Annotated in this window: 25 protein-coding genes; 14 read left to right on the top strand and 11 right to left on the bottom strand. The window is 65.7% G+C overall.

What is annotated here, in order from left to right; all coding sequences use genetic code 11:
* Window positions 1-28: 28 nt before the first annotated feature.
* The 3 genes from H9639_RS09100 to H9639_RS09090 all read right to left on the bottom strand — a co-directional run bounded on the left by H9639_RS09100 (window position 29) and on the right by H9639_RS09090 (window position 2,047).
* A complete protein-coding gene (locus tag H9639_RS09100; RefSeq protein ID WP_191807751.1) occupies window positions 29-457 on the bottom strand; it encodes an HIT family protein in 429 nt (142 codons plus the stop codon).
* 94 nt (window positions 458-551) lie between these two features.
* On the bottom strand, window positions 552-1,391 hold the full coding sequence (locus H9639_RS09095; protein ID WP_191807750.1) for a sulfurtransferase: 840 nt from the start codon (window positions 1,389-1,391) through the stop codon (window positions 552-554).
* Window positions 1,388-2,047, bottom strand: coding sequence for an MBL fold metallo-hydrolase (locus H9639_RS09090; RefSeq protein ID WP_191807749.1), 660 nt, complete (start codon window positions 2,045-2,047; stop codon window positions 1,388-1,390). The genes H9639_RS09095 and H9639_RS09090 overlap by 4 nt, the downstream gene beginning before the upstream one ends.
* A gap of 145 nt (window positions 2,048-2,192) precedes the next feature.
* Here H9639_RS09090 and H9639_RS09085 point away from each other — a divergent pair, with 145 nt between their 5' ends.
* Window positions 2,193-2,618: a Fur family transcriptional regulator gene (locus H9639_RS09085; RefSeq protein WP_191807748.1), complete on the top strand. Its 426-nt coding sequence runs from the start codon at window positions 2,193-2,195 to the stop codon at window positions 2,616-2,618.
* Between the two features lie 60 nt (window positions 2,619-2,678).
* On the opposite strand, the gene H9639_RS09080 is transcribed toward H9639_RS09085, so the two are convergent.
* The 5 genes from H9639_RS09080 to H9639_RS09060 all read right to left on the bottom strand — a co-directional run bounded on the left by H9639_RS09080 (window position 2,679) and on the right by H9639_RS09060 (window position 7,968).
* Window positions 2,679-3,602, bottom strand: coding sequence for a metal ABC transporter permease (locus H9639_RS09080; protein ID WP_191807747.1), 924 nt, complete (start codon window positions 3,600-3,602; stop codon window positions 2,679-2,681).
* On the bottom strand, window positions 3,550-4,329 hold the full coding sequence (locus H9639_RS09075; RefSeq protein ID WP_191807847.1) for a metal ABC transporter ATP-binding protein: 780 nt from the start codon (window positions 4,327-4,329) through the stop codon (window positions 3,550-3,552). Before H9639_RS09075 ends, H9639_RS09080 begins: the two co-directional genes overlap by 53 nt.
* Window positions 4,330-4,361: 32 nt before the next feature.
* Complete coding sequence (locus tag H9639_RS09070; protein ID WP_191807746.1) at window positions 4,362-5,339, bottom strand: metal ABC transporter solute-binding protein, Zn/Mn family; 978 nt, start codon at window positions 5,337-5,339, stop codon at window positions 4,362-4,364.
* A 125-nt stretch (window positions 5,340-5,464) separates the two neighbouring features.
* The gene (locus H9639_RS09065; RefSeq protein ID WP_191807745.1) at window positions 5,465-6,535 is read right to left on the bottom strand and encodes a hemolysin family protein; all 1,071 of its coding nucleotides are present in this window, start codon (window positions 6,533-6,535) and stop codon (window positions 5,465-5,467) included.
* Complete coding sequence (locus tag H9639_RS09060; RefSeq protein ID WP_191807744.1) at window positions 6,532-7,968, bottom strand: hemolysin family protein; 1,437 nt, start codon at window positions 7,966-7,968, stop codon at window positions 6,532-6,534. The genes H9639_RS09065 and H9639_RS09060 overlap by 4 nt, the downstream gene beginning before the upstream one ends.
* Window positions 7,969-8,449: 481 nt before the next feature.
* On the opposite strand from H9639_RS09060, the gene H9639_RS09055 reads away from it, so the two are divergent.
* The 5 genes from H9639_RS09055 (at window position 8,450) to H9639_RS09035 (ending at window position 15,100) form a co-directional block, all read left to right on the top strand.
* Window positions 8,450-12,280, top strand: coding sequence for a multifunctional oxoglutarate decarboxylase/oxoglutarate dehydrogenase thiamine pyrophosphate-binding subunit/dihydrolipoyllysine-residue succinyltransferase subunit (locus H9639_RS09055; protein ID WP_191807743.1), 3,831 nt, complete (start codon window positions 8,450-8,452; stop codon window positions 12,278-12,280).
* A gap of 92 nt (window positions 12,281-12,372) precedes the next feature.
* Window positions 12,373-12,972: a GDSL-type esterase/lipase family protein gene (locus tag H9639_RS09050; RefSeq protein ID WP_191807742.1), complete on the top strand. Its 600-nt coding sequence runs from the start codon at window positions 12,373-12,375 to the stop codon at window positions 12,970-12,972.
* 266 nt (window positions 12,973-13,238) lie between these two features.
* On the top strand, window positions 13,239-13,394 hold the full coding sequence (locus tag H9639_RS09045) for a hypothetical protein (RefSeq protein ID WP_191807741.1): 156 nt from the start codon (window positions 13,239-13,241) through the stop codon (window positions 13,392-13,394).
* Window positions 13,395-13,536: 142 nt separating this feature from the next.
* Window positions 13,537-13,881 (top strand): winged helix-turn-helix transcriptional regulator, encoded by a 345-nt coding sequence (locus tag H9639_RS09040; protein ID WP_225219373.1) that lies wholly within the window; start codon window positions 13,537-13,539, stop codon window positions 13,879-13,881.
* A 217-nt stretch (window positions 13,882-14,098) separates the two neighbouring features.
* Window positions 14,099-15,100, top strand: coding sequence for a zinc-dependent alcohol dehydrogenase family protein (locus H9639_RS09035; protein WP_191807739.1), 1,002 nt, complete (start codon window positions 14,099-14,101; stop codon window positions 15,098-15,100).
* Window positions 15,101-15,275: 175 nt separating this feature from the next.
* On the opposite strand, the gene H9639_RS09030 is transcribed toward H9639_RS09035, so the two are convergent.
* On the bottom strand, window positions 15,276-16,241 hold the full coding sequence (locus H9639_RS09030) for a zinc-binding dehydrogenase (protein ID WP_191807738.1): 966 nt from the start codon (window positions 16,239-16,241) through the stop codon (window positions 15,276-15,278).
* 156 nt (window positions 16,242-16,397) lie between these two features.
* Between H9639_RS09030 and H9639_RS17275 the strand changes: the two genes are divergently transcribed.
* Entirely contained in the window at window positions 16,398-16,472 is a 75-nt protein-coding gene (locus H9639_RS17275; RefSeq protein ID WP_370664980.1) for a 50S ribosomal protein bL37, read from the top strand.
* Window positions 16,473-16,603: 131 nt separating this feature from the next.
* On the opposite strand, the gene rsrA is transcribed toward H9639_RS17275, so the two are convergent.
* Both rsrA and H9639_RS09020 read right to left on the bottom strand, forming a co-directional pair.
* Complete coding sequence (gene rsrA / locus H9639_RS09025; protein WP_191807737.1) at window positions 16,604-16,864, bottom strand: mycothiol system anti-sigma-R factor; 261 nt, start codon at window positions 16,862-16,864, stop codon at window positions 16,604-16,606.
* Window positions 16,861-17,634, bottom strand: coding sequence for a sigma-70 family RNA polymerase sigma factor (locus H9639_RS09020; RefSeq protein WP_404799743.1), 774 nt, complete (start codon window positions 17,632-17,634; stop codon window positions 16,861-16,863). Before H9639_RS09020 ends, rsrA begins: the two co-directional genes overlap by 4 nt.
* A 231-nt stretch (window positions 17,635-17,865) precedes the next feature.
* Between H9639_RS09020 and H9639_RS09015 the strand changes: the two genes are divergently transcribed.
* From H9639_RS09015 to H9639_RS08985, 7 genes are all read left to right on the top strand, one after another.
* Window positions 17,866-18,447, top strand: coding sequence for a DoxX family protein (locus tag H9639_RS09015; protein WP_191807736.1), 582 nt, complete (start codon window positions 17,866-17,868; stop codon window positions 18,445-18,447).
* Between the two features lie 5 nt (window positions 18,448-18,452).
* On the top strand, window positions 18,453-19,793 hold the full coding sequence (gene aroA, locus H9639_RS09010; RefSeq protein ID WP_191807735.1) for a 3-phosphoshikimate 1-carboxyvinyltransferase: 1,341 nt from the start codon (window positions 18,453-18,455) through the stop codon (window positions 19,791-19,793).
* A gap of 2 nt (window positions 19,794-19,795) precedes the next feature.
* Entirely contained in the window at window positions 19,796-20,911 is a 1,116-nt protein-coding gene (gene rsgA / locus H9639_RS09005) for a ribosome small subunit-dependent GTPase A (RefSeq protein WP_191807734.1), read from the top strand.
* Between the two features lie 90 nt (window positions 20,912-21,001).
* Window positions 21,002-21,811, top strand: a complete 810-nt coding sequence (gene hisN, locus H9639_RS09000; RefSeq protein ID WP_191807733.1) for a histidinol-phosphatase — start codon at window positions 21,002-21,004, stop codon at window positions 21,809-21,811.
* Window positions 21,812-21,825: 14 nt separating this feature from the next.
* On the top strand, window positions 21,826-22,608 hold the full coding sequence (locus tag H9639_RS08995; protein WP_191807732.1) for a class I SAM-dependent methyltransferase: 783 nt from the start codon (window positions 21,826-21,828) through the stop codon (window positions 22,606-22,608).
* Window positions 22,605-23,039 carry a fluoride efflux transporter FluC gene (locus H9639_RS08990; RefSeq protein ID WP_191807731.1) on the top strand — a complete coding sequence of 145 codons (435 nt, stop codon included), beginning with the start codon at window positions 22,605-22,607 and terminating at the stop codon, window positions 23,037-23,039. The genes H9639_RS08995 and H9639_RS08990 overlap by 4 nt, the downstream gene beginning before the upstream one ends.
* Window positions 23,036-23,410, top strand: coding sequence for a fluoride efflux transporter FluC (locus H9639_RS08985; RefSeq protein ID WP_191807730.1), 375 nt, complete (start codon window positions 23,036-23,038; stop codon window positions 23,408-23,410). The genes H9639_RS08990 and H9639_RS08985 overlap by 4 nt, the downstream gene beginning before the upstream one ends.
* Window positions 23,411-23,412: the final 2 nt, after the last annotated feature.

Genomic DNA, 23,412 nt, shown 5'->3' with positions numbered 1-23,412 from the left:
CCGCCGGGGCCGGCGAAGGGCCCGGGGGCTAGGCTTCGGGCACGAACTCCGCGTGCCCGGCGGCGCGCAGGCCGGCGCGCAGTTTGTCCGCGTTGGCTGCCAGCCGGTCCTGGTCGGGGTTCGTGTCGGCACGGCTGAAGTCGAAGTCCTGCAGGGAGTTCACCGGCCACACATGGACGTGCAGGTGGTCGATCTCGAAGCCGGCGATGGTCAGCCCCGCCCGCTCGGACCCGAAAACCTCCACCTGGACCTTGCCGATCTCCTGCGCCACGGCGGTCAGCTTCGCCAGCAGGTCTGCCGGCGCGTCCGTCCACTTATCCACCTCCTGGCGCGGAACCACCAGGGTGTGTCCATCCGCGAGCGGGCCGATACTGAGGAAGGCAACGACGTCGTCGTCCTTCCAGACAAAACGGCCGGGAATTTCACCCTCGATGATCCTGGTGAATAGTGTGCTCATGCGTTCTCCTCGGTGAAAGCTGCTTGCGTCCTGGCTGCGGCGCTGCACGGGCAGCGGCGGCGGGACGGGACGGCCGGTAAACATGACTTTGACGCTACCCGTCACCGGCACCGGTTTCCACCGGCGCTCCCGGGGTGGACGACCACTCGGACCACGAGCCCGGGTACAGGGCGGCATCGAACCCGGCTACTGCCAGGGCGGCCACTTCTGCCGCCGCAAACACCCCGGAGCCGCAGTACGCGGCAACCGGTGCACGGCCGTCGATTCCGGCCGCTTCAAACCGGGACCGAAGCACCTGCGCCCCGGCGAAACGGCCGCTGCCGTCCAGGTTCCCGGCTGCCGGCAGGTTGATGGCTCCGGGGATATGCCCGGCCCGCGGATCGATGGGTTCATGCTCTCCGCGGAACCGCTCCGGAGCCCGGGCATCAATCAGCACCCCCGAGGTTGCCAGCTCTCCGGCCGTTTCCCGGTCCACCACCGGAAGGTGCCCCCAGGAAAGGACGGCCGTGCCCGGAGCCGGAGTCTCGCTGCCCTCCACAAGGCTGCCGCCGGCTTCCTGCCAGGCGCGCAGGCCGCCGTCGAGCAGGCGGACCTCCGGCCAGCCGGCATGGCGCAGCAGCCACCAGGCGCGTGCCGCGGCAGAACCGCCGGAGGCATCGTACGCAACCACCAGGTCGCCGTCGTTAATTCCCCAGCTCCGGGCCGAAGCACTGAACCCCTCCGGGGACGGCAGCGGATGCCGTCCCCCGGGCCCGGGCGGGGCGGAGAGCTCGGTATCGAGGTTCACGAAGACAGCGCCCGGCAGGTGGCCGGCAAGATACTGCCGGTGCCCGTCGGTACACCCCAGTTCCCACCGCACGTCCAGCAGGCGCACGGGGCGGCCCTCCGCGAGGAGCCCGCGCAGCTCCCCGGCTTCGATCAGGACCCGGTTCACACGTCCACCACATCGCCGGGTGCCAGCCGCACATATTGGGTGCCGTACATTTTGCCGAAGCGTTCCAGATGCTTCTCGACAATCGGGCGGCCGTTGCCGTTCAGGAGTGCGTCATGGATCGGATACGCCGTGTCAGCGCCGCAGCTGATCAAAAAGTCGATCACCTCACCCACCTTCGACCAGGGGGCATGGATCGGCAGCAGCAGGGTGGCGGCAGTGAGACCGTTCGGGACAACGAACGAATCCCCCGGATGGTAGATGCGGCCCTCAATCAGGTACGCCAGGTTGCCGACCATGGGGATCAGCGGATGAATCAGGGCATGCTGTCCGCCGAAGGAACGCACCCCGATGCCGGCAATCTCAAACGCGGTGTCAGGCTGGACATCGTGGATCCGGCCCCGGACCGGCTCCTCCACGGCCTCGCGCAGTGACGCTGCCAGCGGTGCCGGAGCGTACAGCTGCAGCTCCTCCCGCCGCGAGAGAATCGGAAGCACCCGTGGCCGGTCAAGGTGGTCCGCATGTTCGTGCGTCACCAGAATCGCAGCGGCGCCCTCCAGCGCCTCCTCAACTTCGGAGAAATTTCCGGGGTCAAGGACCAGGACGGCGCCGTCCTTTTCGAATCGGACACAGGAGTGGGAGTACTTCGTCATTTTCATACGGTCACGATACTCCGGCCGCCCGCCAGGACGGCGGGGTGCGGACGGCGGCGCAGGCCGGCGGGGCAGGACGGCGGGGCTTGGACGGCGCATCGCTGATAATCTGGGGAGCAGCCCGATCATCCCGAAGCCGCAGGAGGCTCCCATGTCAGCGCAGCCCTCGCCCTCGAGGCGGACGGCCGAGCCGCGGGTCACCCGTCAGCGTCTCGCGGTGGGCCGCACCCTGGACTCACTGGAAGACTTTGTCAGTACCCAGGAACTCCACCGGCTGCTGCAGGACCGCGGTGAGCCGGTCTCGCTGGCCACGACCTACCGCATCCTGCAGTCCATGGCAGACGAGGAACAGGTGGATGTGCTCCGGGGCGCCGACGGCGAGGTCCTTTACCGCCGCTGCGAGGCCGCCCACCACCATCACCATCTGGTCTGCCGGAACTGCGGAAAAGCCGTGGAAGTCGAGGCTCCGGCTGTTGAAAGCTGGGCGGCACGGCTCGGCAAAGAACACGGTTTCACCGAAGTTGCACACACGGTGGAAGTCTTCGGGCTCTGCCCCGACTGCTCCCGCCAGCCGTAACACTCACGGACGCTGCCGGCGGACGCGGACGTGGCCTGCGGAGACTGCCGGGAACCGGGTTCAGCCCGCTGACACCGCGGAGCTGTCAGCGCGGAAGGTGCGGCTGCGTCCCCGCACCCTCATGATGATGCGGCAGACCACGTAGATCGCGAAGGAAATCGTGGTCACGTAAGGGCTGATCGGAATCCGTCCGCCCAGGGCCAGCAGAATCCCGCCCACGGCGGAAACCAGGGCAAAAACTACGCTCAGCGCCACCACCAGTCTCGGCGAGGACGTCACCAGCAGCGCGGCGGCAGCCGGGGTGATCAGCAGGGAGAGCACGAGCAGGGCGCCAACCACCTGGATGGACAGCGCCACGGAGAGCCCGAGCAGGAACATAAAAACGATTGACAGGGCACCCACGGGAACCCCGCGGGCTGCGGCCAGGTCCGGATCCGCGCTGGCGAAGGTCAGCGGACGCCACACCACCACCAGTCCAATAACCACCACTGCCGCGCAGATGGCCAGCAGGTTCAGCTGGACGCTGTCCACGGCAACGATTTGTCCGGTCAGGAGCCCGAACTTGTTGGCCGAACGTCCCTCGTAGAGGGCCAGAAACAGGATTCCCAGTCCTAGCCCGAAGGGCATAATGACTCCGGTGATGGAGTTCCGGTCCCTGGCACGCAGGCCGAGCACTGCCAGCAGCAGCGCTGCGGTGATGGAACCAACCAGTGATCCGACGACGACGTTGGCGCCGATGAGCAGAGCCAGCGCTGCGCCCGCAAAGGAGAGTTCGGCGATGCCGTGCACGGCGAAGGCCAGATCACGCATCATGACGAAAATGCCGATCAGCCCGCCTACCAGCCCCAGGATGGCCGCAGCCCACAGGGAGTTGGTCACCAGCGGCAGCAGCTGTCCGTAGTCGCTGAAGTCGAAGACGGAGGAAAAGAAATCAGAAAGGTCCAAGGTCGCCTTCGCTTTCACCGTGGTGATGGGTTGTCGCATCGGGGACGCCCAGCACCACAATCCGGCCGTGGCTGCGCAGTACCTCCACGTGGGATCCGTACATGTCGGAGAGAACCTCGGAGCGCAGGACCTCGGCCGGTGTGCCGGTGCGGAACTGCCCGCCCGCCAGGTACAGGACGCGGTCCACGTAGTCGATGATCGGGTTGATCTCGTGGGTCACGAACACCACGGCTGAGTTGTGGACGTGGCAGCGCTCATCAATGAGCGCGCTGATGGCCTTCTGGTTGTGCAGGTCCAGAGAGAGCAGCGGCTCGTCACAGAGCAGCAGGTCCGGATCGGTGGCCAGCGCCTGGGCAGCCCGCAGGCGCTGCAGTTCCCCGCCGGACAGCGTTCCGACCGGCTCGTCCGCGTAGGCGGTGGCCCCGACCTGGGCCAGCAGGTCATCCACGCGCCGGCGGACAGGTGCCCGCCGCAGGCGCAGCCCCCATTTGTCGCCGTCGACTCCCATGCCCACCAGGTCCCGGGCGCGCAGCGGCGTACCCGGGCTGAAGGACTTCTGCTGGGGGATATAGCCGATGTCGCTGCTTCCGCGCTCGATTTTCCGTCCGTTGACGGTCACCGAGCCTGCGCTCAGTGGCTGCAGGCCAAGGAGCACCTTCAGGAGAGTGGTCTTGCCGGTACCGTTCGGACCCAGGACGGCCAGGAATTCACCGGCGTGAATATCAAGGTCGAGTCCCTGCCACAGTGTCCGCCCGCCAAACGCCATGGAGGCGCCGCGGAGCTGGACAACCGGGCGGTTCACTGCAGGACGCCCTCAATGGCATCGATGTTCAGGCTCATCCAGCTGAGGTAGTCCTCCCCTTCGGGAAGGGTTTCGGAAAAGTCCACCACGGGGATGCCGGCGGATTCGGCGGTGCTGCGGATGGACTCCGTCTGGGAGGTGGAGGTCTGCTCGTTGTAGGCAAGGAACGCGATGTCGGCCGAGGACATCAGGTCCTGCATCTGCTTCAGCACCGCGGGCGGCACGTCCGAGCCTTCCTCCACTGCCTGGGTGAAGTCCCCGGGTGTGTCATTGTGCAGCCCGGCATCCTCCAGGAGGTAGGCGGGAACCGGTTCGGTCATCGCGACGCCGCGCCCTTCCGCTGCCGGCTGAAGCGCTTCCAGCCTGGATTCCAGTTCGTTGATGCCAGCACTGAATTCTGCTGCGTTGTCCCGGAAGGACGCCTCATTTGCGGGATCCAGTTCGGCGAGGCGCTCAGCGGCGGCTTCGGCCAGCAGGCCCATCGCTGCCGGGTCATACCAGACGTGCTCGTTGAATTCTCCGTGCGAGTGTCCGTCGTGGTCATGGGCGGCGTCCGCTTCGGTCTCCTCATGAGCGTGGGCGGACTCCTCCTCGAGACCGGAAATCTCGACGGCATTCAGCACGTCCTCGGCGGGCAGCTGTTCGTCCTTGACGAGGCTCTCCATAAAACTGTCGTATCCGCCGCCGTTGAGCACCACAAGGCCAGCCTCGGAGACAGCAAGCTTGTCCCGGGCAGTGGCCTCATAGGAATGCGGATCCTGTGAAGGCCGGTTAATGATCGACTCCACGCTGACGTGCTCTCCGCCCACGGCCTCAAGAATGCTGCCGTAGACGTCGGTTGAGGCCACTACCCGGATGGTCCCGTCGCCGCTGCCATTGCCTTCACCGCTGCCTCCGCTGTCCGGAGAGCACGCTGAAAGTGCAAGGCCGGCGGCAATGAGGGTACCGGTCAATCGAATGGGCAGACGGTGCATAGAGTCAAGCTCCCCGTTTCAGGTGTAAATTGCGGGTGTCAGTGGAGGATCCGGAAATGCCCGGTGAAATCCCAGCATAACGCAAACGCGAATCATTCGCATCTGGGTTTGTCCCGGCCCGGTTTCTACCCGCTGAAGCTCTCCCCGGAGCGGCGGAAGCCCTGCGCCTGCGTGGCATCCCGGATCTCCCCGATGAGCTGCTCAATGATGTCCTCCAGGAAGAGCACTCCCCGGGTCTGCGAGTCCGGGCCCAGGACACGGGCTACGTGCGAGCCCGTGCGCTGCATAACCGCCAGGGCATCCTCGATGCCGTCTTCCAGCCGCAGGTTCGCCAGGGTGCGCACCTTGTTTTCGGTGATCGGCCGCTCGTAGGCTTCCTGCGGGATCGCCATAACGTCCTTCAGGTGCATGTAGCCCGTGAAGTTCCCGTCATCGTCCATCAGTACGAACCGGGAGAAGCCTGTCCGGCCAACGGCCTTCTCAAACTCCGCCGGCGTGCAGTCGGTGCGCAGCGTCACCAGCTCATCAAGCGGGATCATCACCTCACCGGCGGTCTGCCCGGAGAACTCCAGCGCCCCGGAAATAACGCCGGAGTCGTCAGCCACCAGCCCGTGGCGGGTGGACTCCTGCACGATTGACTGCACCTCCTCCAGCGTGAACGAGGAGGTGACCTCATCCTTTGGCGTGATCCCGACCAGGCGCAGGGAATGGTTCGCCACCCAGTTCAGACTTGCCGTGAGCGGGCGGACAACCCGGGAAATCATCACCAGCGGCGGGGCCAGCACCAGGGCGGCGCGGTCGGCCACCGAAACCGAAATATTCTTGGGCACCATCTCGCCGAGAGTTACGTGCAGGAACGTCACGAACAGCAGTGCCACCAGGAAACCAGCCAGGTCGGCCACTTCCACCGGCACACCGAACGCGGTCAGCGGGGCAGCCAGGAGATGGTGGATTGCCGGTTCCGCGACATACAGGATCAGCAGGGAGCACACGGTGATACCCAGCTGTGCGCACGCCAGCATGAGCGAGACGTGTTCCATCGCCCACAGGGTGGTCTTCGCCCGCTTGGATCCGGCCTCCGCGAGAGGCTCAATCTGGCTGCGCCGGGCGGACATCACGGCAAACTCGGCGCCGACAAAGAACGCGTTGCCCACCAGGAGGACCACCAGCCAGAAAATCCCTGCCAGGTCACTCATTGGGCACCTTCTTTCCGCAGCGGTGCCGCCGCCGTCGAACCGTGGACAGGCTGGCCGCCGGCGGCAGACGCTCCCTGGGCGGCGGAGGACGCGGCGCCGGGCCGCTTCCCGGAGTCCTGATCAGATCCCGAGTCTTCCTCCACTGCGGGAACAAAGCAGACCCGGTCAATCCGGCGTCCGTCCATCCGCTCCACTTCCAGGGTTCCGCCCGGAACCGGCACGGTGTCTCCTACTTCAGCGATCCGGCCCAGTCCGGCCATGATGTAGCCGCCGACCGTTTCGTAGCCGGAATCGTCCGGAACGTGCAGCGACGGGATCAGTTCGCTGACCTCGTCGGGCCGCATGATGCCCGGGAAGTACCAGTAGCCGGATGCACTTTGGAGAACCCCGGGTTTCAGCTTGTCGTGCTCATCGGACACCTCGCCGACAATTTCCTCGACAAGATCCTCCAGCGTGGCGACGCCGGCTGTCCCGCCGTACTCGTCAAGCACGACGGCGAGCTGCAGGTTCGCCCCGCGCAGTTCCGAGAGCAGCGAATCCAGATGCACCGTTTCCGGCACGCGGAGAACCTCGCTCATAATGGCCGCCACGGGCAGTCCACTGCGTTTGCTCCGCGGTACGGCCACCGCCTTCTTCACGTGCACGACGCCCCGGATGTCATCCGGGGAGTCGCCCAGGACCGGGAACCGGGAAAAACCGGTACGGCGCGCGGCCTCGATGACATCCGAGACAGGCTGTTCCGAGTCCATGGTTTCCAGCCGGATACGGGGAGTCATAACGTCCGCTGCGGTCCGTTCGGAGAAGGAGAGGGTGCGGGCCAGGAAGGTGGCGGTACCGCGGTCCAGGGTGCCCATCTCAGCCGAGCGGCGGACCATGGAGGAAAGTTCAGCCGGAGTGCGCGCTCCGGACACCTCTTCTTTGGCCTCGAGGCCGAACAGGTGCAGGACCTTGTTGGAAAATCCGTTGAGGAGCAGGATCGCGGGCTTGAAAACAAAAGTGAACCCGAGCTGGGGCCGGGCCAGCGCCCTTCCGACTTTAAACGGCAGGGCGATCGACATGTTCTTCGGGATCAGCTCACCCAGCAGCATCGAGAGCAGGGTGGCCAGCAGCATGGCAGCCACCACGGAAACGGACAATGCCGCTGCCTCCGGCAGCCCCAGGGCGGCCAGCGGGCCCTGCAGCAGCCGGCCCACCGACGGTTCCATAACAAACCCGGTGAGAAGGGTGGTCATGGTGATGCCGAGCTGGCAGCTGGAAAGCTGGGTGGACAGGGTGGTCAGGCAGTGCAGCAGGGGCACCGCTTTCTGGTCCCCGTTTTCGACTGCCCGGCGGACCGTTGGCTGGTCCAGAGCTACTAGGGCAAACTCGACGGCGACAAAGAAGCCGGTGCCGCAGATAAGCAGCAGGCCTGCCAGGAGGAAAAGCCACTCCATGTCAGCAAGCCACCTCCGCAGCGCGGCGGAGCATCAGGTTCTGCGGGAAGCGGGTCGGCGGGTTAGTGCCCGGCGGAGGATGGTCGGCCGAGGCCGGACTGGAAGGCTCCGATGACTCTGCCGGAGAATGCGGGGAACGGGTGCGGGCGTTGCCGGCTCTGTGCGTCTTCGCCGCGGTGACCGCGGACGAGGAGGCGGGCCGGCGCCTAGAGTTGCTGTCCATAGAAATTTCAGTTTACAGCTTTCGCTTCACTGCACCAGAGGAACACGGGGGTCCCCCTGCGCGGGCCGGATGGCATTATGTGTCCAATCCCACAACCACACGCCGGCGAGATTGGCCACTTCAGGTCTTCTGTAACTAGACTTGCAACCAAGTCTCGGTCACTGCGCACCGGGCCGCACCAGCCAGTCTTGAGGCGGAAACGCTCAGATCATGGTGCCATCAGGGCAAACGGCAATTCATGGAAGAGGCGTATAACAAGTGCCAGACCAACCCAACCACCGCCTGCCGGAGGAATTCGGCGGCAACGAATGGCTTGTCGACGAATTGTACGAGCAGTTCCTCAAGGACAAGGACTCAGTCGACAAGAAGTGGTGGAGCATTTTCGAGTCTTTTAAGGCCGAAGACGCCAAGCACGCTTCCGGAAGCACCGTTTCGGGCAACGGCACCACTCCCCCGAGTGAGCTCGGAGCCAATCCCGCAACCCGGCAGCTGCCGGTGGTCAACGCCGAGCCCCAGGCTCCCAAGGCTTCCGGCGAGTCGCCGGCCGCTACCCAGGAGTCCGGAAAGCCGCCGGTTGCCAAGGAAGCAGCTTCGGCCAAGGATGAGCCGAAGTCCGCTGCCGCCTCCGCCGCCCAGGATGCCAAGCCGGAAACCAAGTCCGCGCCCATTCCGGCCCAGCTGCCCAAGACCAAGCCCAGTGCCGACACCGAAGACGACAAGGTCACTGTCCTGCGCGGTCCGGCAAAAGCCATCGCCACGAACATGGACCTCAGCCTGAGCGTCCCGACGGCCACCACCGTCCGTGCGGTCCCGGCCAAGCTCCTGATCGACAACCGCATTGTTATTAACAGCCATCTTGAGCGGGCCCGCGGCGGAAAGATCTCCTTCACGCACCTGCTCGGCTACGCCATCATCCGCGCCGCAGCCCAGTTCCCCTCGCAGAACGTCTACTACGACGAGGTGGATGGCAAGCCCGTTGCCGTCCAGCCTGCCCACGTCAATTTCGGCCTTGCGATCGATATGCCGAAGCCCGACGGCACGCGCCTGCTGGTGGTTCCGAACATTAAGAAGGCCGAAACGCTGAACTTCTCGGAGTTCTGGCACGCCTATGAAGACCTCGTCAAGCGCGCCCGCAACGGCAAGCTGACCGCGGACGACTACAAGGGCACCACGATCTCGCTGACCAACCCCGGCGGCATCGGCACGGTCCACTCGGTTCCCCGCCTGTCCAAGGGCCAGGCCTGCATTATCGGTGCCGGCGCCCTCGAGTACCCGGCAGAATTCCAGGGATCGAACGAGAAGATCCTGGCCCGGAATGCCATCTCCAAGGTCATCACCCTGACCTCCACCTATGACCACCGGGTCATCCAGGGTGCAGGCAGCGGCGAGTTCCTGCGCATCATCCACCAGCTGCTGCTGGGTGAGCAGAACTTCTACGACGACGTGTTCGAGTCGCTGCGCATCCCCTACGAGCCCGTGCGCTGGAGCCCGGACATCCAGGTCAACCCGGATGAGCAGATCAACAAGGTTGCGCGCATCCAGCAGCTGATCCACGCTTACCGGGTCCGCGGTCACCTGATGGCAGACACCAACCCGCTGGAATACGTCCAGCGCCGGCACGCCGACCTCGACGTACTCACCCACGGCCTTACCCTCTGGGACCTGGACCGTGAATGGCCCACCGGCGGTTTCGGCGGCAAGCCGATGCTGAAGCTGCGCAAGATCCTCGGTGTGCTGCGCGATGCCTACTGCCGCACGGCCGGCATCGAATACATGCACATCCAGGATCCGGAAGAGCGCACCTGGTTCCAGGACCGGCTCGAGGCCCCGTACAGCAAGCCCTCCCGGGAGGAGCAGCTGCGCATCCTGGGCAAGCTCAACGCCGCCGAAGCGTTTGAAACATTCCTGCAGACCAAGTTCGTTGGCCAGAAGCGGTTCTCCCTTGAAGGCGGCGAATCCCTGATTCCGCTGCTGGACACCATCATTTCCGGTGCTGCCGACAACGGTATGGAAGAAGTCGGAATCGGCATGGCCCACCGCGGCCGCCTGAACGTGCTCACCAACATTGCCGGCAAGACCTACGCCCAGGTCTTCCGCGAATTTGAAGGCACGCAGGATCCGCGCTCCGTGCAGGGCTCCGGCGACGTGAAGTACCACCTCGGCACCGAGGGAACCTTCACCTCCGATAACGGCAACCAGACGAAGGTCTACCTGGCCGCCAACCCCTCGCACCTCGAAGCCGGGGACTCCGTCCTCGAAGGCATCGTCCGTGCCAAGCAGGACCGTCTGGACCGGGGCGATGAATTCCCCGTCCTGCCGATCCTGATCCACGGCGACGCAGCCTTCGCCGGCCAGGGTGTGGTGGCGGAAACGCTGAACCTCTCCCAGCTGCGCGGTTACCGCACCGGCGGCACCATCCACGTGATCGTGAACAACCAGGTTGGCTTCACGACGGCGCCGTCTTCCTCCCGCTCCTCGGTGTACGCCACCGATGTGGCCAAGATGGTCCAGGCTCCGATCTTCCACGTGAACGGTGATGATCCGGAGCAGGTTGTCCGGATTGCCCAGCTGGCGTTCGACTACCGTCAGCGGTTCAACAAGGACGTCGTCATCGACATGGTCTGCTACCGCCGCCGCGGGCACAACGAGGGCGACGATCCCTCGATGACCCAGCCGATGATGTACTCGCTGATCGAGGCCAAGCGCTCCGTGCGCAAGCTCTACACCGAGTCCCTGATCGGGCGCGGCGACATCAGCCAGGAAGAAGCAGAGCAGGCGCTGCGCGATTACCAGAGCCGCCTGGAGCGGGTCTTCGCCGAGACCCATGCCGCGCAGACCTCACCGATCCCGGTCATCACCAAGGACTCGGAAGCTGTCTCGGACCTCGAGCGTCCCGTGGCACAGCAGGAGGGTTCGACCGTCGTCGCGCCGGCCAGCACTGCCATTTCCGCTGACACCCTGGCCCGCATCGGCAAGGCCCACGTGGCAGCGCCGGAAGGCTTCACCGTGCACCCGAAGCTCAAGTCGCTGCTGGAGAAGCGCGAGCAGATGTCCCGCGAGGGCAACATCGACTGGGGCTTCGCGGAGATCGCGGCCTTCGGCTCCCTGTTGATGGAGGGTGTCCCGGTCCGCCTGGCTGGCCAGGACTCCCGGCGCGGTACGTTCACCCAGCGCCACGCCGTCTTCCATGACCGCGCCACCGGTGCCGAATGGATGCCGCTGGGGGACCTGGATCCGAACCAGGCGAAGCTGTGGATCTACGATTCCCTGCTCTCCGAATTCGCGGCCCTCGGCTTCGAATACGGCTACTCCGTGGAACGTCCGGACGCACTCGTGCTCTGGGAAGCCCAGTTCGGCGACTTCGTCAACGGCGCCCAGACGATCATCGACGAATTCATTTCCTCGGCCGAGCAGAAGTGGGGCCAGCGTTCCTCGCTGGTTATGATGCTGCCGCACGGCTACGAGGGACAGGGTCCGGACCACTCATCGGCGCGCATCGAGCGTTTCCTGCAGCTCTGCGCCGAGGACAACATGATCGTGGCGAACCCGACCACGGGCGCGTCGCACTTCCACCTGCTGCGCCGCCAGGCGTACAGCCGGCCGCGGAAGCCCCTGGTGATCTTCACCCCGAAGCAGCTGCTGCGCCTGAAGGCCGCTGCCACCGGTGTGGAGGACTTCACCCAGGGTTCGTTCCTGCCCGTCATCGGCGAGCATGCCGAACTTGACGCCAACGCCGTCGAGAAGGTCCTGCTGGTCTCCGGCCGCCTCTACTATGACCTGCTGGCCAACCGCCAGAAAACGGGCGACGAGAAGACGGCCATCATCCGCGTGGAGCAGCTGTATCCGCTGCCCGCCAAGGAGATCAACGAGGCAGTGGCTAAGTACCCGAACGCCGAGCTGGTGTGGGCACAGGACGAGCCGGCAAACCAGGGACCGTGGCCGTTCATTGGCCTGAACCTGCCGCCGGTCCTGGACCGTCCGCTCACGCTGGTCTCGCGTCCGGCATCGGCCTCAACCGCCACCGGTTCGGCCAAACGGCATGCCGTGGAGCAGGACATCCTGGTCAAGAAGGCTTTCGAACGCCGATAGTAGGCTAGGTTTGGGTGGGGCACCGTTGGTGCCCCACCCGCCTTTTAACGCACCCTTCATCTGGACTTTTCGGCTATTGGAAAAGGGAACTCGTGGAACAACGCAGAATCAGGCTCGCTGCGGTCGGTGACGAACTGCTCGCCGGTCACGGTGATCCCCGCGCTTTGGGTTGGCTGGGACGCGTGCTGGCACGCACGACGCCGGAACATGTAAGGCTCGAGGCCTACAGCCTCGCCGCCCCGGGCGAGGGCACTGAAGCACTCGCCAACCGCTGGCTGATGGAGGCCGGCCGCAGGTTCGACGAAACCTGCGAGAACCGTCTGGTGATCGGTCTCTCCGACCGGGACCTGGATCTGGAGCTTTCCACCGCGCGCAGCCGGCTGAACCTGGCCAACATCCTGGACGGGGCCGCGCAGATGAGCATCAAGGTTCTGGTGGTGGGCCCGCCGCCCGGCCTGGACCAGGAACGCAACCGGAGACTGGCCGATCTCTCGGCTGCCTTCGGCGATGTAACGACCCGCCGCAAGCACGTTTACGTCGACACGCTGACCCCGCTGCTCAACCATGAGCAGTGGCGCACGGACCTCGCCTCGAACGGCGGGGCTCCCGGACAGGCCGGCTACGGATTGATTGCCTGGCTGGTCCTGCACCGCGGCTGGTACCGCTGGCTGGACCTGCCGGACATGAACTGACCGGCCCAGGACCCACACGCATCAAAGGCGCCCGCCTACCGCGGGCGCCTTTCGCGTTTCCCGGGGCCGATGCCGGCCGGTTCTCAGCGCGGGCCGGACGCTTAGGGATCTGGCAGTCCTCGAATCGGCATAACCCCAGCACACTACGCAAAAGGGTAGTACCTATAAAAAAAGTGCGTACTATCAGTGGATCTCTATATGGTCTAGAGTGGAGGTACCAGGTTCCCCTGGCATCACTGACGGGAGATTTTTAGTTGATTACCACGTTGAATGAACCGCATTCGATTCGCGGTGCGGAGTTCCCCAACCGCATGGCCATGTCCCCCATGTGCATAAATTCCGGGACCCCGGAGGGGCTCGCGACGGATTTCCACGTCGTCCACTACCGGGCGCCCGCGGACACGGTCGGACGCGCAGCGTAAACTACGATGTGACGGCGGCGACTTGACCGAATCGTCGACAAAGCGTGCGCCGCTTTGGCAGCAGCAGAATGTGGCAAGACCAACCCCCGAAAGAGGGAAAATGAGCCGGACCCGCTTATCGGATGACCTTCCAGGATGCGCCATGGAGGCGAGTGTCGCGATCATTGGCGGAAAGTGGAAAGGCGTGATCCTTTTCCACCTGCTCGACGGCAGCTTGCGGTTTAACGAACTCCACCGCCAGACGCACGGAATCACCCCGAGGCTCCTGACCAAGCAGCTGCGTGAGTTGGAGGAGGACGGACTCGTCTCGCGGACCGTCTACCCGGTTGTCCCGCCGAAGGTTGAGTACGCGCTCACCGAAGAGGCGCTGGACCTCGCCCCGCTGCTGCACAGCCTCAACACGTGGGGACGGCAATGGCTCGCCAAGCGCGGCATCACCCCGCTCAACGAGCAACCATCCGCTACAACAGGGAACGCCGCCACCTAGCCCGGAGCGGCCGGCAGGCTCGGCAACTGCCGGAAGCACAAGGGACTTCAGCCACGTAAAGCGACCATGCCCTACCACCCCCTGCCCTCCGCCGGGTTTGCCATGCCTGGCTGCACTCCACCGGCCACCTGGGGCCCCGGGAGCCAACAGGCGAATTTGCAGGCACTGCCCGCAATGGGCTGCAACCACACACCACTACGAAATCCCAAGGAGACCCATGCCCAAGACCGTTAGATTCCATAACCTCGGCGGACCCGAAGTCCTCAGCCTCGACGAAGTGGACGTTCCCCTTCCTGGAAAAGGCGAGGTGCGGATCCGCACCCGCGCCTTGGGCCTGAACCGGGCCGAAATAATGTTCCGGACCGGCAACTACGTCGTTGAGCCCGTTTTCCCGCAAGCGCTTGGATACGAGGCTGCGGGAACGGTCGAGGCCGTCGGCGCAGAAGTCTCCGGTTTGACTGTCGGCGATGCCGTGAGCGTCGTTCCCGCCTTCGCCATGACAGAGTATGCCCTGCACGGCGAACTGGTGCTCGCCCCCGCCCATGCAGTGGTCAAGCATCCCGAACAGCTGACCTGGGAGGAAGCTGCGGGAGTCTGGATGCCGTTCATCACCGCCTACGGCGGCCTGATCGATCTGGCAGGACTGAGCGCCGGTGACACCGTTGTAATCCCAGCCGCCTCCAGCAGCGTGGGCCTGGCTGCTATCCAGATCGCCAACATGATCGGTGCCAAACCCGTCGCCCTGACACGGACCAGTTCCAAGCGCCAGCAGCTCATCGACGCGGGTGCGGCGGCTGTAATTGCCACCGAGGAAGAACACGTCGTCGAACGCCTTGACCAAATCACGGATGGGGCGGGTGTGCAGGTGATTTTCGATCCGGTTGCCGGGCCCCTGCTGCCTCGGCTCATCGACGCCGCATCGACCGCCGCCACCGTAGTCATCTATGGGGCCCTGAGCACCGACGACACAGCACTGCCTGTGCTGGCGGTCCTGGGCAAACACATCACGATTCGCGGCTACGAACTGTTCGAGGTAACGACCGACCCCGAACGGCTCCGAGGCGCCGTGGCATTCGTCCGGGACGGCCTCAATAGCGGGGCGCTGAAACCAACCGTGGACAAGGTCTTTGAAATGGAGAACATCGCAGAGGCATACCAGTATTTGGAGTCCAACGGACAAATCGGCAAGGTCGTCGTAAGCGTGCCTCAAAACCGCTAACCAGCAATGAAAAATCGTCCAGCAGTGTAGAGACGCGGCTCCTCTGAATGGACGAGGCAACCCATAACAAGGTTGGCACAGGGGTCCTCTAACGGGGACCCCTGTGTTCCTTGTCCTGTGGATTCGAAGTAATCCCGCCAGAGGCCGGGAATGCTCCACAGTGCCTGCCGGAAGTTCAGTGCCGGAAGACGATTTTGCCGGTGGCCGCGCCGTCGTGCAGCCGCCTGAAACCCTTCGCGGCATCCTCCAGGGGCAGGACCGAATCGATTTCGGGCCGCACACCGGTGGCCAGCAGGAACTGGACCAGCCGCTGCAGTTCCGGTTTTGTTCCCATGGTGGATCCCAGCACCTTGAGCTGCAGGAAAAACACCCGGTTCAGGTCCGCGGAAGGATTCGGTCCGCTGGTGGCACCGCAGGTCACCAGGGCTCCGCCGGGCTTCAGCGCCTTCAGCGAATGAGCCCATGTAGCCTCGCCCACTGAGTCAAAGACCGTGTCCACACGGTCCGGCAGCCTCGCACCGGCGTCGAACACCGCGTCCGCGCCCAGCCGCAGGGCCTGATCCAGCTTCTCCCGGCTCCGTCCGGTGACCCAGACCCGGAATCCGGCAGCGGATGCCAGGGAGACCAGCGCCGTGGCGACCCCTCCCCCGGCGCCCTGAACCAGGACAGTCGATCCCGGTGCTGCGGGTGAGACCGTAAAAATCATCCGGTAGGCCGTGAGCCAGGCAGTGGGAAGGCAGGCAGCCTCCTCGAAGCTCAGCTGGGCAGGCATGGGCACCAGGTTGCGGGCCGGCACCCAGACCTCGTCAGCCATCGTCCCCGGGTAACGTTCGGAGAGCAGGGTGCGGCGCGGATCGAGCGTCTCGTCGCCTTCCCAGCCCGGGCTGGAGATCACCGAATGGACAATGACGGCGTTGCCGTCGTCGTCGATCCCGGCCGCATCACAGCCCAGCACCATTGGAAGGTTCTCTGCCGCAAGCCCAACACCCTGCAGGGACCACAGGTCGTGCCGGTTCAATGCTGAAGCACGGACCCGGACCCGCCGGAACCCGGGACCGGCCTGCGGGCGGTCGAGCTCGCCGACCACCAAGCCGCTGAGCGGGTCCTCCTGGGACTGGGACTGCGCGTACACCGCTCGCATGCGGAACTCCTTTGGTCGCTGGTTGCTCCATCCTAGGTGACCTGCCTGGCAGAGCGTCCGGACATCACCCGCGCAGGATGGCCCGCATTTACGCCAATGGTGCATCCTGTGGGAGACTGAAGGGCAAAACTTGTTGTCAAAAAGAAGGAGGCAGCCATGAGCAAGCGAGCACGCAAGCGCAAGGATCGCAAGCGCGGCGGCGCAAACCACGGCAAGCGTCCCAACACCTAAATCAGGACGCCTGCGCGGTTCACCCGCAGCAAACACAAAACCCCCGCAGCCTCACGGCGGCGGGGGTTTTTGTGTTGGTCAGGTCCCGTCAACAGCGTGTCTGTGCCGCTGTCGTGTGACGGCGCTGCGGGCTAGTGGTCCACGGACTGGATCTGGCTGATCCGCGCCAGGATGCTTGCCTTCAGCGTCGCCGGGGCGGCCTCGGTGCAGGACCGCTTCACCACCGAACGGATCACGCACTCCAGGTCGTGTTCCTCTGCGCACTCCGGGCAGCCTTTCAGATGGTCCTGAATCTCGACCAGATCGTCGTGGGAGAGCGCGCCGTCGAGGTATTCGTACAGCCTCTCGATGCGCGCGTCCTCGCAATCGCCCAGGCTCTGGCAATCGCTCATAGTGTATTCCCCTGATTCTTCTTCTCACCGGCACCGGCTGCTGCCGGCCGTACCTTCGCTTTAATGCCCCGCTCATGGGCGTATTCGGCCAGCAGCTCGCGGAGCATCTTGCGCCCGCGGTGCAGCCTGGACATCACCGTGCCAATGGGCGTGTTCATGATTTCCGAGATTTCCTTGTACGCAAACCCTTCGACGTCGGAGAAGTACACGGCCAGGCGGAACTCTTCCGGGATGGCCTGGAGTGCACTTTTAACATCGGAATCAGGCAGATGGTCCAGGGCTTCCGCTTCCGCCGACCGCAGGCCGGAGGAACTGTGTTCCGCAGCCCGCGCCAGCTGCCAGTCCTCAACTCCGTCGGAGTTGGACTGCAGCGGCTCCCGCTGCCGCTTCCGGTACAGGTTGATGTACGTGTTGGTCAGGATGCGGTAGAGCCAGGCCTTGAGGTTGGTTCCGGGCTTGTACTGGTGGAACGCCGAGAAGGCTTTGGTGTATGCCTCCTGAACCAGGTCCTCTGCGTCAGCGGGGTTCCTGGCCATGCGCATGGCAGCCGAGTACAGCTGGTCCACGTATTGCATTGCGTCCCGCTCGAACCTCAGCTTGCGGGCCTGCTCGGACTCTGTCCCGACGTCGAGGCCCGGATCTTCCACCTGTGGGCTGCCTTCCGGCACATCAGTTCTCATCAAGTTCAAGTCTAAGGGCCGTGTGCGTACCAGCAAGCGGGGCTGGTCCGTGGGCGCCTGCGTCCCGGGGTCCAGCAGCGTGTTCGCCATTCCTTGCTTCCGCCCCTTCCCTGTGGCTTCCGGCCCGCACAGGTTGGTGCCGCCGGTGAAGAACATAACCACTGCGGCCGCCCGGTTATTCCTACCCCCGCGGCGGCGGACAGTGTATAAGGGTGCCAAAGGTGCCAGACTAGGGGATATCCGTTTGCTTACGGCGCGCCTGGCGCAGCCGTATCATCCCAGTACTTCACGCCGGCATCCGGCGTATTCCAGGAGGAACGCATGACGATTGTCCGAACCCTAGCCCGCCCGCTCCTCGCCGCCGGTTTTGTCGCGGCCGGAGTGGAGAGGCTCCGGAACGCAGAGCAGACCGCACAGCAGCTCTCCCCCACGCTCAGCCGCCTCGGCACCGTGGCGCCGTCCGCAGCGGGGCTCGCAGACAATCCCGTGGCCGTGGCACGTGTCCTGGGCGCAACGCAGCTGGGCGCCGCTGCGATGCTTGGGCTGGGCAAGTTCTCCCGGCTTGCCGGCCTGGTCCTGGCCGGCACGGCAGGGGTGAACACCCTGGTGGAGTACCGCAACGCTGACGCCACCACACAGGAAGGCCGGAAGATCCGGCGCACGCAGCTGCTCAAGAACCTCTCCCTGATCGGTGGGGTCCTGCTGGCCGCGGTGGACACCAACGGGCGTCCCGGACTGGCCTGGCGCGCCGAGCACCTGGTCTCCGATACCGGACGGAATGTGCGCGCACTGGGCAAGGATGCCGGCCGCCGTTCCCGGAAAATCACCAAACAGACCAAAAAGCAGCTGGCCAAGGCGGATCGCACCGTTCGCAGCGCAGCGACTGACATCGTAGGTTCCTAGGCACCATGACTTCACCCTCCGCACTCCAGTCCGTCACCGGCGGCTGGCCGGCTCCGACACCGGCCCGGCCCGTTAACGCAACCGTCCAGGTTCCCGGCTCCAAATCACTCACGAACAGGTACCTGGTACTCGCCGCACTGGCAGCCGGGCCCTCCAGGCTCCGGGCACCGCTGCACTCGCGGGACTCCGCGTTGATGATCGCTGCGCTGCGCTCCCTTGGCGCGGAGATCACCGAGGTTCCGGGGTCCGGGCCCTTCGGGCCGGACCTGCTGGTGGAGCCTCTTGCCGCCGGTGCGGCCGGAGATGCGGACGTCGACTGCGGTCTGGCCGGGACGGTGATGCGCTTTGTCCCGCCGGTCGCAGCGCTGGCGAACGGCAGCACGTCCTTCGACGGCGATCCCCATGCCCGGCAGCGCCCCATGGGCGCGACCATTGAGGCGCTGCGCGGGCTGGGCATCACCGTTGACGACGGCGGCCGCGGGGCGCTCCCGTTCCGGGTCACGGGAACCGGGGAAGTCCAGGGAGGCCGCCTGGAGATTGACGCAGGTGCCTCCAGCCAGTTTGTCTCAGCACTGCTGCTCACCGCTGCCCGCTTCGTGGACGGACTGCACCTGGTGCACCGCGGCGAGTCCGTGCCCAGCCTTGACCACATTGCCATGACTGTCCAGGTCCTTCGGGAAACCGGTGTTGAGGTTGATGATTCCGTGCCGAACGAGTGGAAGGTCTCCCCCGGCACCATCCGGGCCTTCGACGTCGAGATTGAGCCCGACCTTTCCAATGCCGGCCCCTTCCTGGCTGCGGCCCTGGCCACCGCCGGCACGGTGCGGATACCGGGCTGGCCGGCAGCGACCACCCAGGTGGGCGACAAATGGCGGGAGATTCTGCCGCAGATGGGAGCCGATGCTGAGCTGGCAGACGGCGTCCTGACTATTACCGGCCGGGGACGGATCCGCGGCGGAGTCTTCGCGGACACAAGCGAACTGGCGCCCACTGTCGCGGCGCTGTGCGCCCTGGCGGATTCGCCGTCGGTCTTGACCGGCATCGCCCACCTGCGCGGACATGAGACGGACCGGCTGGCTGCGCTCAGCACGGAGATCAACCGGCTCGGTGGTTCCGTCACCGAAACGGAAGACGGCCTGCGGATCGAACCTGCTCCGCTGCACGGTGGCACGTTCGGCACCTATGCCGACCACCGGATGGCCACGGCCGGAGCGATCATCGGACTGGCTGTCCCCGGCGTAGTGATCGAGGACATTGGCGCCACCTCCAAGACCATGCCGGACTTCGCCAGGATGTGGACGGACCTGGCCGCATCCCAGCCCGCCGGCGCAGCGCAGGAAGGCTAACGGTGGCACGAGGCACCGGAGGCTGGGACGAATCCGATGTACGGGTCCGCCCCAACAAAAAGGGGTCGCGTCCCCGCACCAAGGACCGGCCCGCCCATGACGACGCCGTGACCGGCCGGATCATCACCGTGGACCGGGGCAGGTACACGGCGATCGTGGATGAAGATACGCCCAACGAGCGCATCGTCACCGCAGCCCGGGCCCGGGAACTGCGCCGCACCCCCGTTGTCGCCGGCGATCTGGTGGGACTTGTCGGCGACGTCAGCGGCGCCCCGGACACCCTGGCCCGCCTGGTCCGGGTCAATGAGCGCGCCACCCTCCTGCGGCGTTCCGCCGATGACACCGATCCGGTGGAACGGGTGGTGGTAGCCAACGCGGACCAGCTGGTGATCGTGGTGGCGGCCGCCAACCCGGAACCGCGCACCGGGTTCATCGACCGGGCCCTGGTTGCAGCGTACGACGCCGGGATTTCCCCGCTGCTGTGCGTCACCAAGGCGGACCTCAAGGATCCCGCAGAGCTGCTGGCCAACTATGAGCATCTGGATCTCGAAGTCATCATCAGCCGGACCGCGCAGGAAGAGGACTCCGGCGTCGACTCGGAATCCGACGATGGGCTGTCCGCCCGGCTCGCCGGCAACGCCGTCTCCGCACTCCATGAACATCTGCTGGGCCGGGTCAGCGTCCTGGTAGGCCACTCCGGCGTCGGCAAGTCCACCCTGGTGAACGCCCTGACCGGATCCCGCCGTGCAACCGGCGGCGTTAATGCAGTCACCGGACGCGGCCGGCACACCTCCTCCTCGGCCCTGGCGCTGAAGGTCAACGATGCCCCGGCCGGCAGCTGGATCATCGACACTCCCGGCATCCGTTCCTTCGGTCTGGCGCATGTGGATCCGGACCGGATCCTCAGCGCCTTCCCCGATCTGGAGCCCGGCACCGAAGCCTGCGAACGCGGATGCCGGCACGACGCCGACGCAGTGAACTGCGGGCTGGACGCCTGGGTGGAGTCAGGCCAGGCCGGCGCCGCCGGACCCGCCCGCCTGGCGTCCCTGCGCCGGCTGCTCGGTTCCGGCATGCGCACGGAGAACCGGGCCCATGCCAAGGAGCTCGGCAGCCAGTAAGGACGGGGACTTGTCCACTGATACCGCTGGTGCACGCGGCGCACCTGCGTAAACGTGGGCACTGCCTGCGGATTAGCGATAAGTTGAGGTATGCCGTTCGCTCAGAACTACAACGATGATCTGCGTCTCGCCCATGTGATGGCCGACTCCGTGGACGACCAGACCATGTCCAGGTTTAAGGCGCAGGACCTGCGGGTCGAGACCAAGCCGGACCTGACCCCGGTCACCGACGCCGACAAGGCCGCCGAGGAAGCCATCCGCGGGCAGCTCTCCCGGGCCCGCCCGCGCGACGCCGTTCTCGGCGAGGAGTTCGGCTCCACCGGTTCCGGTCCGCGGCGCTGGATCATCGACCCGATCGACGGCACCAAGAACTTCGTCCGAGGTGTCCCGGTGTGGGCCACCCTGATCGCGCTGGTTGACGACGGCGTTCCCGTCGTCGGCGTCGTCAGCGCACCCGCCCTGGGCAAGCGCTGGTGGGCTGCCACCGGAACCGGGGCCTACATGGGCCGTTCGCTGGCAGCCGCCACCCGGCTGCGGGTCTCGGATGTCTCCCGGCTGGAGGACGCGTCCCTCTCCTATTCGAGCCTGTCCGGCTGGAAGCAGCGCGGGAATCTCGAGGAATTCCTTGGGCTCACCGAGTCTGTCTGGCGCACCCGGGCCTATGGCGATTTCTGGTCCTACTGCATGGTGGCCGAGGGAGCCGTGGACATTGCCTGCGAACCGGAGCTCAACCTGTATGACATGGCAGCCCTGGTCCCCATCATCACCGAAGCCGGTGGACGCTTCTCTTCCCTGGACGGTGAAGACGGTCCGTTTGGCGGCAACGCGCTCGCGACAAACGGCGTGCTGCACAATGAAGTACTGCAGCGGCTGACCCCCGGCCTCGACGACCTGTTTTAGGTTCCCGGATACAAGTGGCGTTCAGCGGACCCAGGCTTCCCGGACTGCGCCGGCAGCAGCTGGGGCAGAGTTACCGCAGCGGCGGAGAACATTATGACCGGGTGCGCCCGGGATACCCCGACGACGCCGTCCGCTGGCTTTTTGAGACTCCCGGTCTGGCTGCCCGTACACCGTCGTCGGTGACCGTGGCGGATATTGGCGCCGGTACGGGAAAGTACACCCGGGCCCTGGCCGCTGCCGGTTTTGCGGTTCATGCCGTGGACCCGTCCCAGGACATGCTGGACCAGCTGAGCCGCACGCTGCCGGCGGTGCCCGTCACGTCCGGGACAGCTGAACAGACAGGCCTGGCACCGGCGTCTTACGACGCCGTGACCGTCGCCCAGGCCTGGCACTGGTGCGATCCGCTGGCCTCCGCACGTGAGTTCGACCGGATCCTCAAACCCGGCGGCATGGTCGGCCTGATCTGGAACCAGCTGGACGTCAGCGTTCCGTGGGTACACCGTTTCGCCCGCATCATCCATGCCGGAGACGTCCTGCGGCCGGGCTTCCGGCCGGAGCTCGGGCCGCCGTTCCGGCTGGAGGATTCCCACACCAGCGCCTGGACGCAGCCGATGACACCGGCGGACCTCACAGAGCTGGCCAAATCCAGGGCCTATTGGCTCTCCGCCTCAGAGACCACACGGGAAAAGGTCCTGGCAAATCTCACCTGGTATCTGCACGAGCACCTGGGACATACCGCCTCGGACGTGCTGAACCTGCCTTACCTCACACTCACGTGGCGGGCTGTCCGGGAATGACGGGAGGCAGGACCCGTGAAAATGCCCTGCCCGGGTGGCGGGTCTGGACAGCTGTGGCCGTGGGCGGCCTGGCCGGGTCCGAGGCACGGTATCTGCTGACCCAGCTGTATCCGCCTCTTCCCGGCACCTTCGATACCATGACGTTCACCATCAACGTTGCGGCCAGTGCCGCGCTGGGCTTCCTGACCTCCTGGTGGCTTTTCCATCCCGCAGTCCCCTTCTGGCTCCGGGCCGGGCTGGGCCCGGGCCTGCTCGGGTCCTTCAGCACCTTCTCGGCACTGGCACTCAGCGTCGAAACCCTGCTCGCCTCCGGCAGGCATGGCACCTGGCTGCTGTATGCGGGCCTGAGCGCAGCCGCCGGGCTGGCTGCGGCCGGTGCCGGGCTGGCAGCAGGCCGCCGCCTGGCCCGCCGCCGCGGAGCACCTCAGTGACGGCACTGTTCGTTGCGCTGGGCGGGATGGCCGGGGCCCTGCTCCGGTTCGCCCTGGACACCGCGTTCACGGGATCACAGCGGGCGGGGCGTCCGCGCCTGCCCCTGGCCACGCTGATCGTCAACGTCGCCGGGTCCTTCCTGATTGGTATGGTGTTCGGGCTGCTGCAGCGCGGGAGCATTGACGGTGCCGTCTATGACACGGCGGCCGCCGGACTGGCCGGAGGCCTGACGACCTTCAGTTCCTGGAGTACCGCCACCGTGCTCCTGTGGGCGGAGGGCAGCCGCCGGCTCGCCGTCGCCAACGTCGCCCTGAATCTGGTGCTGTCCGTGTGCGCGGTCGCGCTGGGCCACCTGGCTGCCGCCGGATAGCG

Source organism: Arthrobacter gallicola, from assembly GCF_014836775.1.
In the GTDB taxonomy this organism is placed as follows: Bacteria; Actinomycetota; Actinomycetes; order Actinomycetales; family Micrococcaceae; genus Arthrobacter_B; species Arthrobacter_B gallicola.
Note: the sequence above shows the minus strand (reverse complement) of the source record. Positions and strands in the feature narration are given on the sequence as shown.

Excerpts from the sequence above, each read along its gene's own strand:
- rsrA (WP_191807737.1), bottom strand. The coding sequence starts at position 16,864 with ATGAGCGATTGCCAGAGCCTGGGCGATTGCGAGGACGCGCGCATCGAG.
- H9639_RS09100 (WP_191807751.1), bottom strand. The coding sequence starts at position 457 with ATGAGCACACTATTCACCAGGATCATCGAGGGTGAAATTCCCGGCCGT.
- H9639_RS09015 (WP_191807736.1), top strand. The coding sequence starts at position 17,866 with ATGACGATTGTCCGAACCCTAGCCCGCCCGCTCCTCGCCGCCGGTTTT.
- H9639_RS09065 (WP_191807745.1), bottom strand. The coding sequence starts at position 6,535 with ATGAGTGACCTGGCAGGGATTTTCTGGCTGGTGGTCCTCCTGGTGGGC.
- hisN (WP_191807733.1), top strand. The coding sequence starts at position 21,002 with ATGCCGTTCGCTCAGAACTACAACGATGATCTGCGTCTCGCCCATGTG.
- aroA (WP_191807735.1), top strand. The coding sequence starts at position 18,453 with ATGACTTCACCCTCCGCACTCCAGTCCGTCACCGGCGGCTGGCCGGCT.
- H9639_RS09035 (WP_191807739.1), top strand. The coding sequence starts at position 14,099 with ATGCCCAAGACCGTTAGATTCCATAACCTCGGCGGACCCGAAGTCCTC.
- H9639_RS09070 (WP_191807746.1), bottom strand. The coding sequence starts at position 5,339 with ATGCACCGTCTGCCCATTCGATTGACCGGTACCCTCATTGCCGCCGGC.
- H9639_RS08990 (WP_191807731.1), top strand. The coding sequence starts at position 22,605 with ATGACGGGAGGCAGGACCCGTGAAAATGCCCTGCCCGGGTGGCGGGTC.
- H9639_RS09080 (WP_191807747.1), bottom strand. The coding sequence starts at position 3,602 with ATGCGACAACCCATCACCACGGTGAAAGCGAAGGCGACCTTGGACCTT.
- H9639_RS09090 (WP_191807749.1), bottom strand. The coding sequence starts at position 2,047 with ATGAAAATGACGAAGTACTCCCACTCCTGTGTCCGATTCGAAAAGGAC.
- H9639_RS09020 (WP_404799743.1), bottom strand. The coding sequence starts at position 17,634 with ATGGCGAACACGCTGCTGGACCCCGGGACGCAGGCGCCCACGGACCAG.
- H9639_RS09085 (WP_191807748.1), top strand. The coding sequence starts at position 2,193 with ATGTCAGCGCAGCCCTCGCCCTCGAGGCGGACGGCCGAGCCGCGGGTC.
- H9639_RS09040 (WP_225219373.1), top strand. The coding sequence starts at position 13,537 with ATGGAGGCGAGTGTCGCGATCATTGGCGGAAAGTGGAAAGGCGTGATC.
- H9639_RS09030 (WP_191807738.1), bottom strand. The coding sequence starts at position 16,241 with ATGCGAGCGGTGTACGCGCAGTCCCAGTCCCAGGAGGACCCGCTCAGC.
- H9639_RS09060 (WP_191807744.1), bottom strand. The coding sequence starts at position 7,968 with ATGGAGTGGCTTTTCCTCCTGGCAGGCCTGCTGCTTATCTGCGGCACC.
- H9639_RS09075 (WP_191807847.1), bottom strand. The coding sequence starts at position 4,329 with ATGGCGTTTGGCGGGCGGACACTGTGGCAGGGACTCGACCTTGATATT.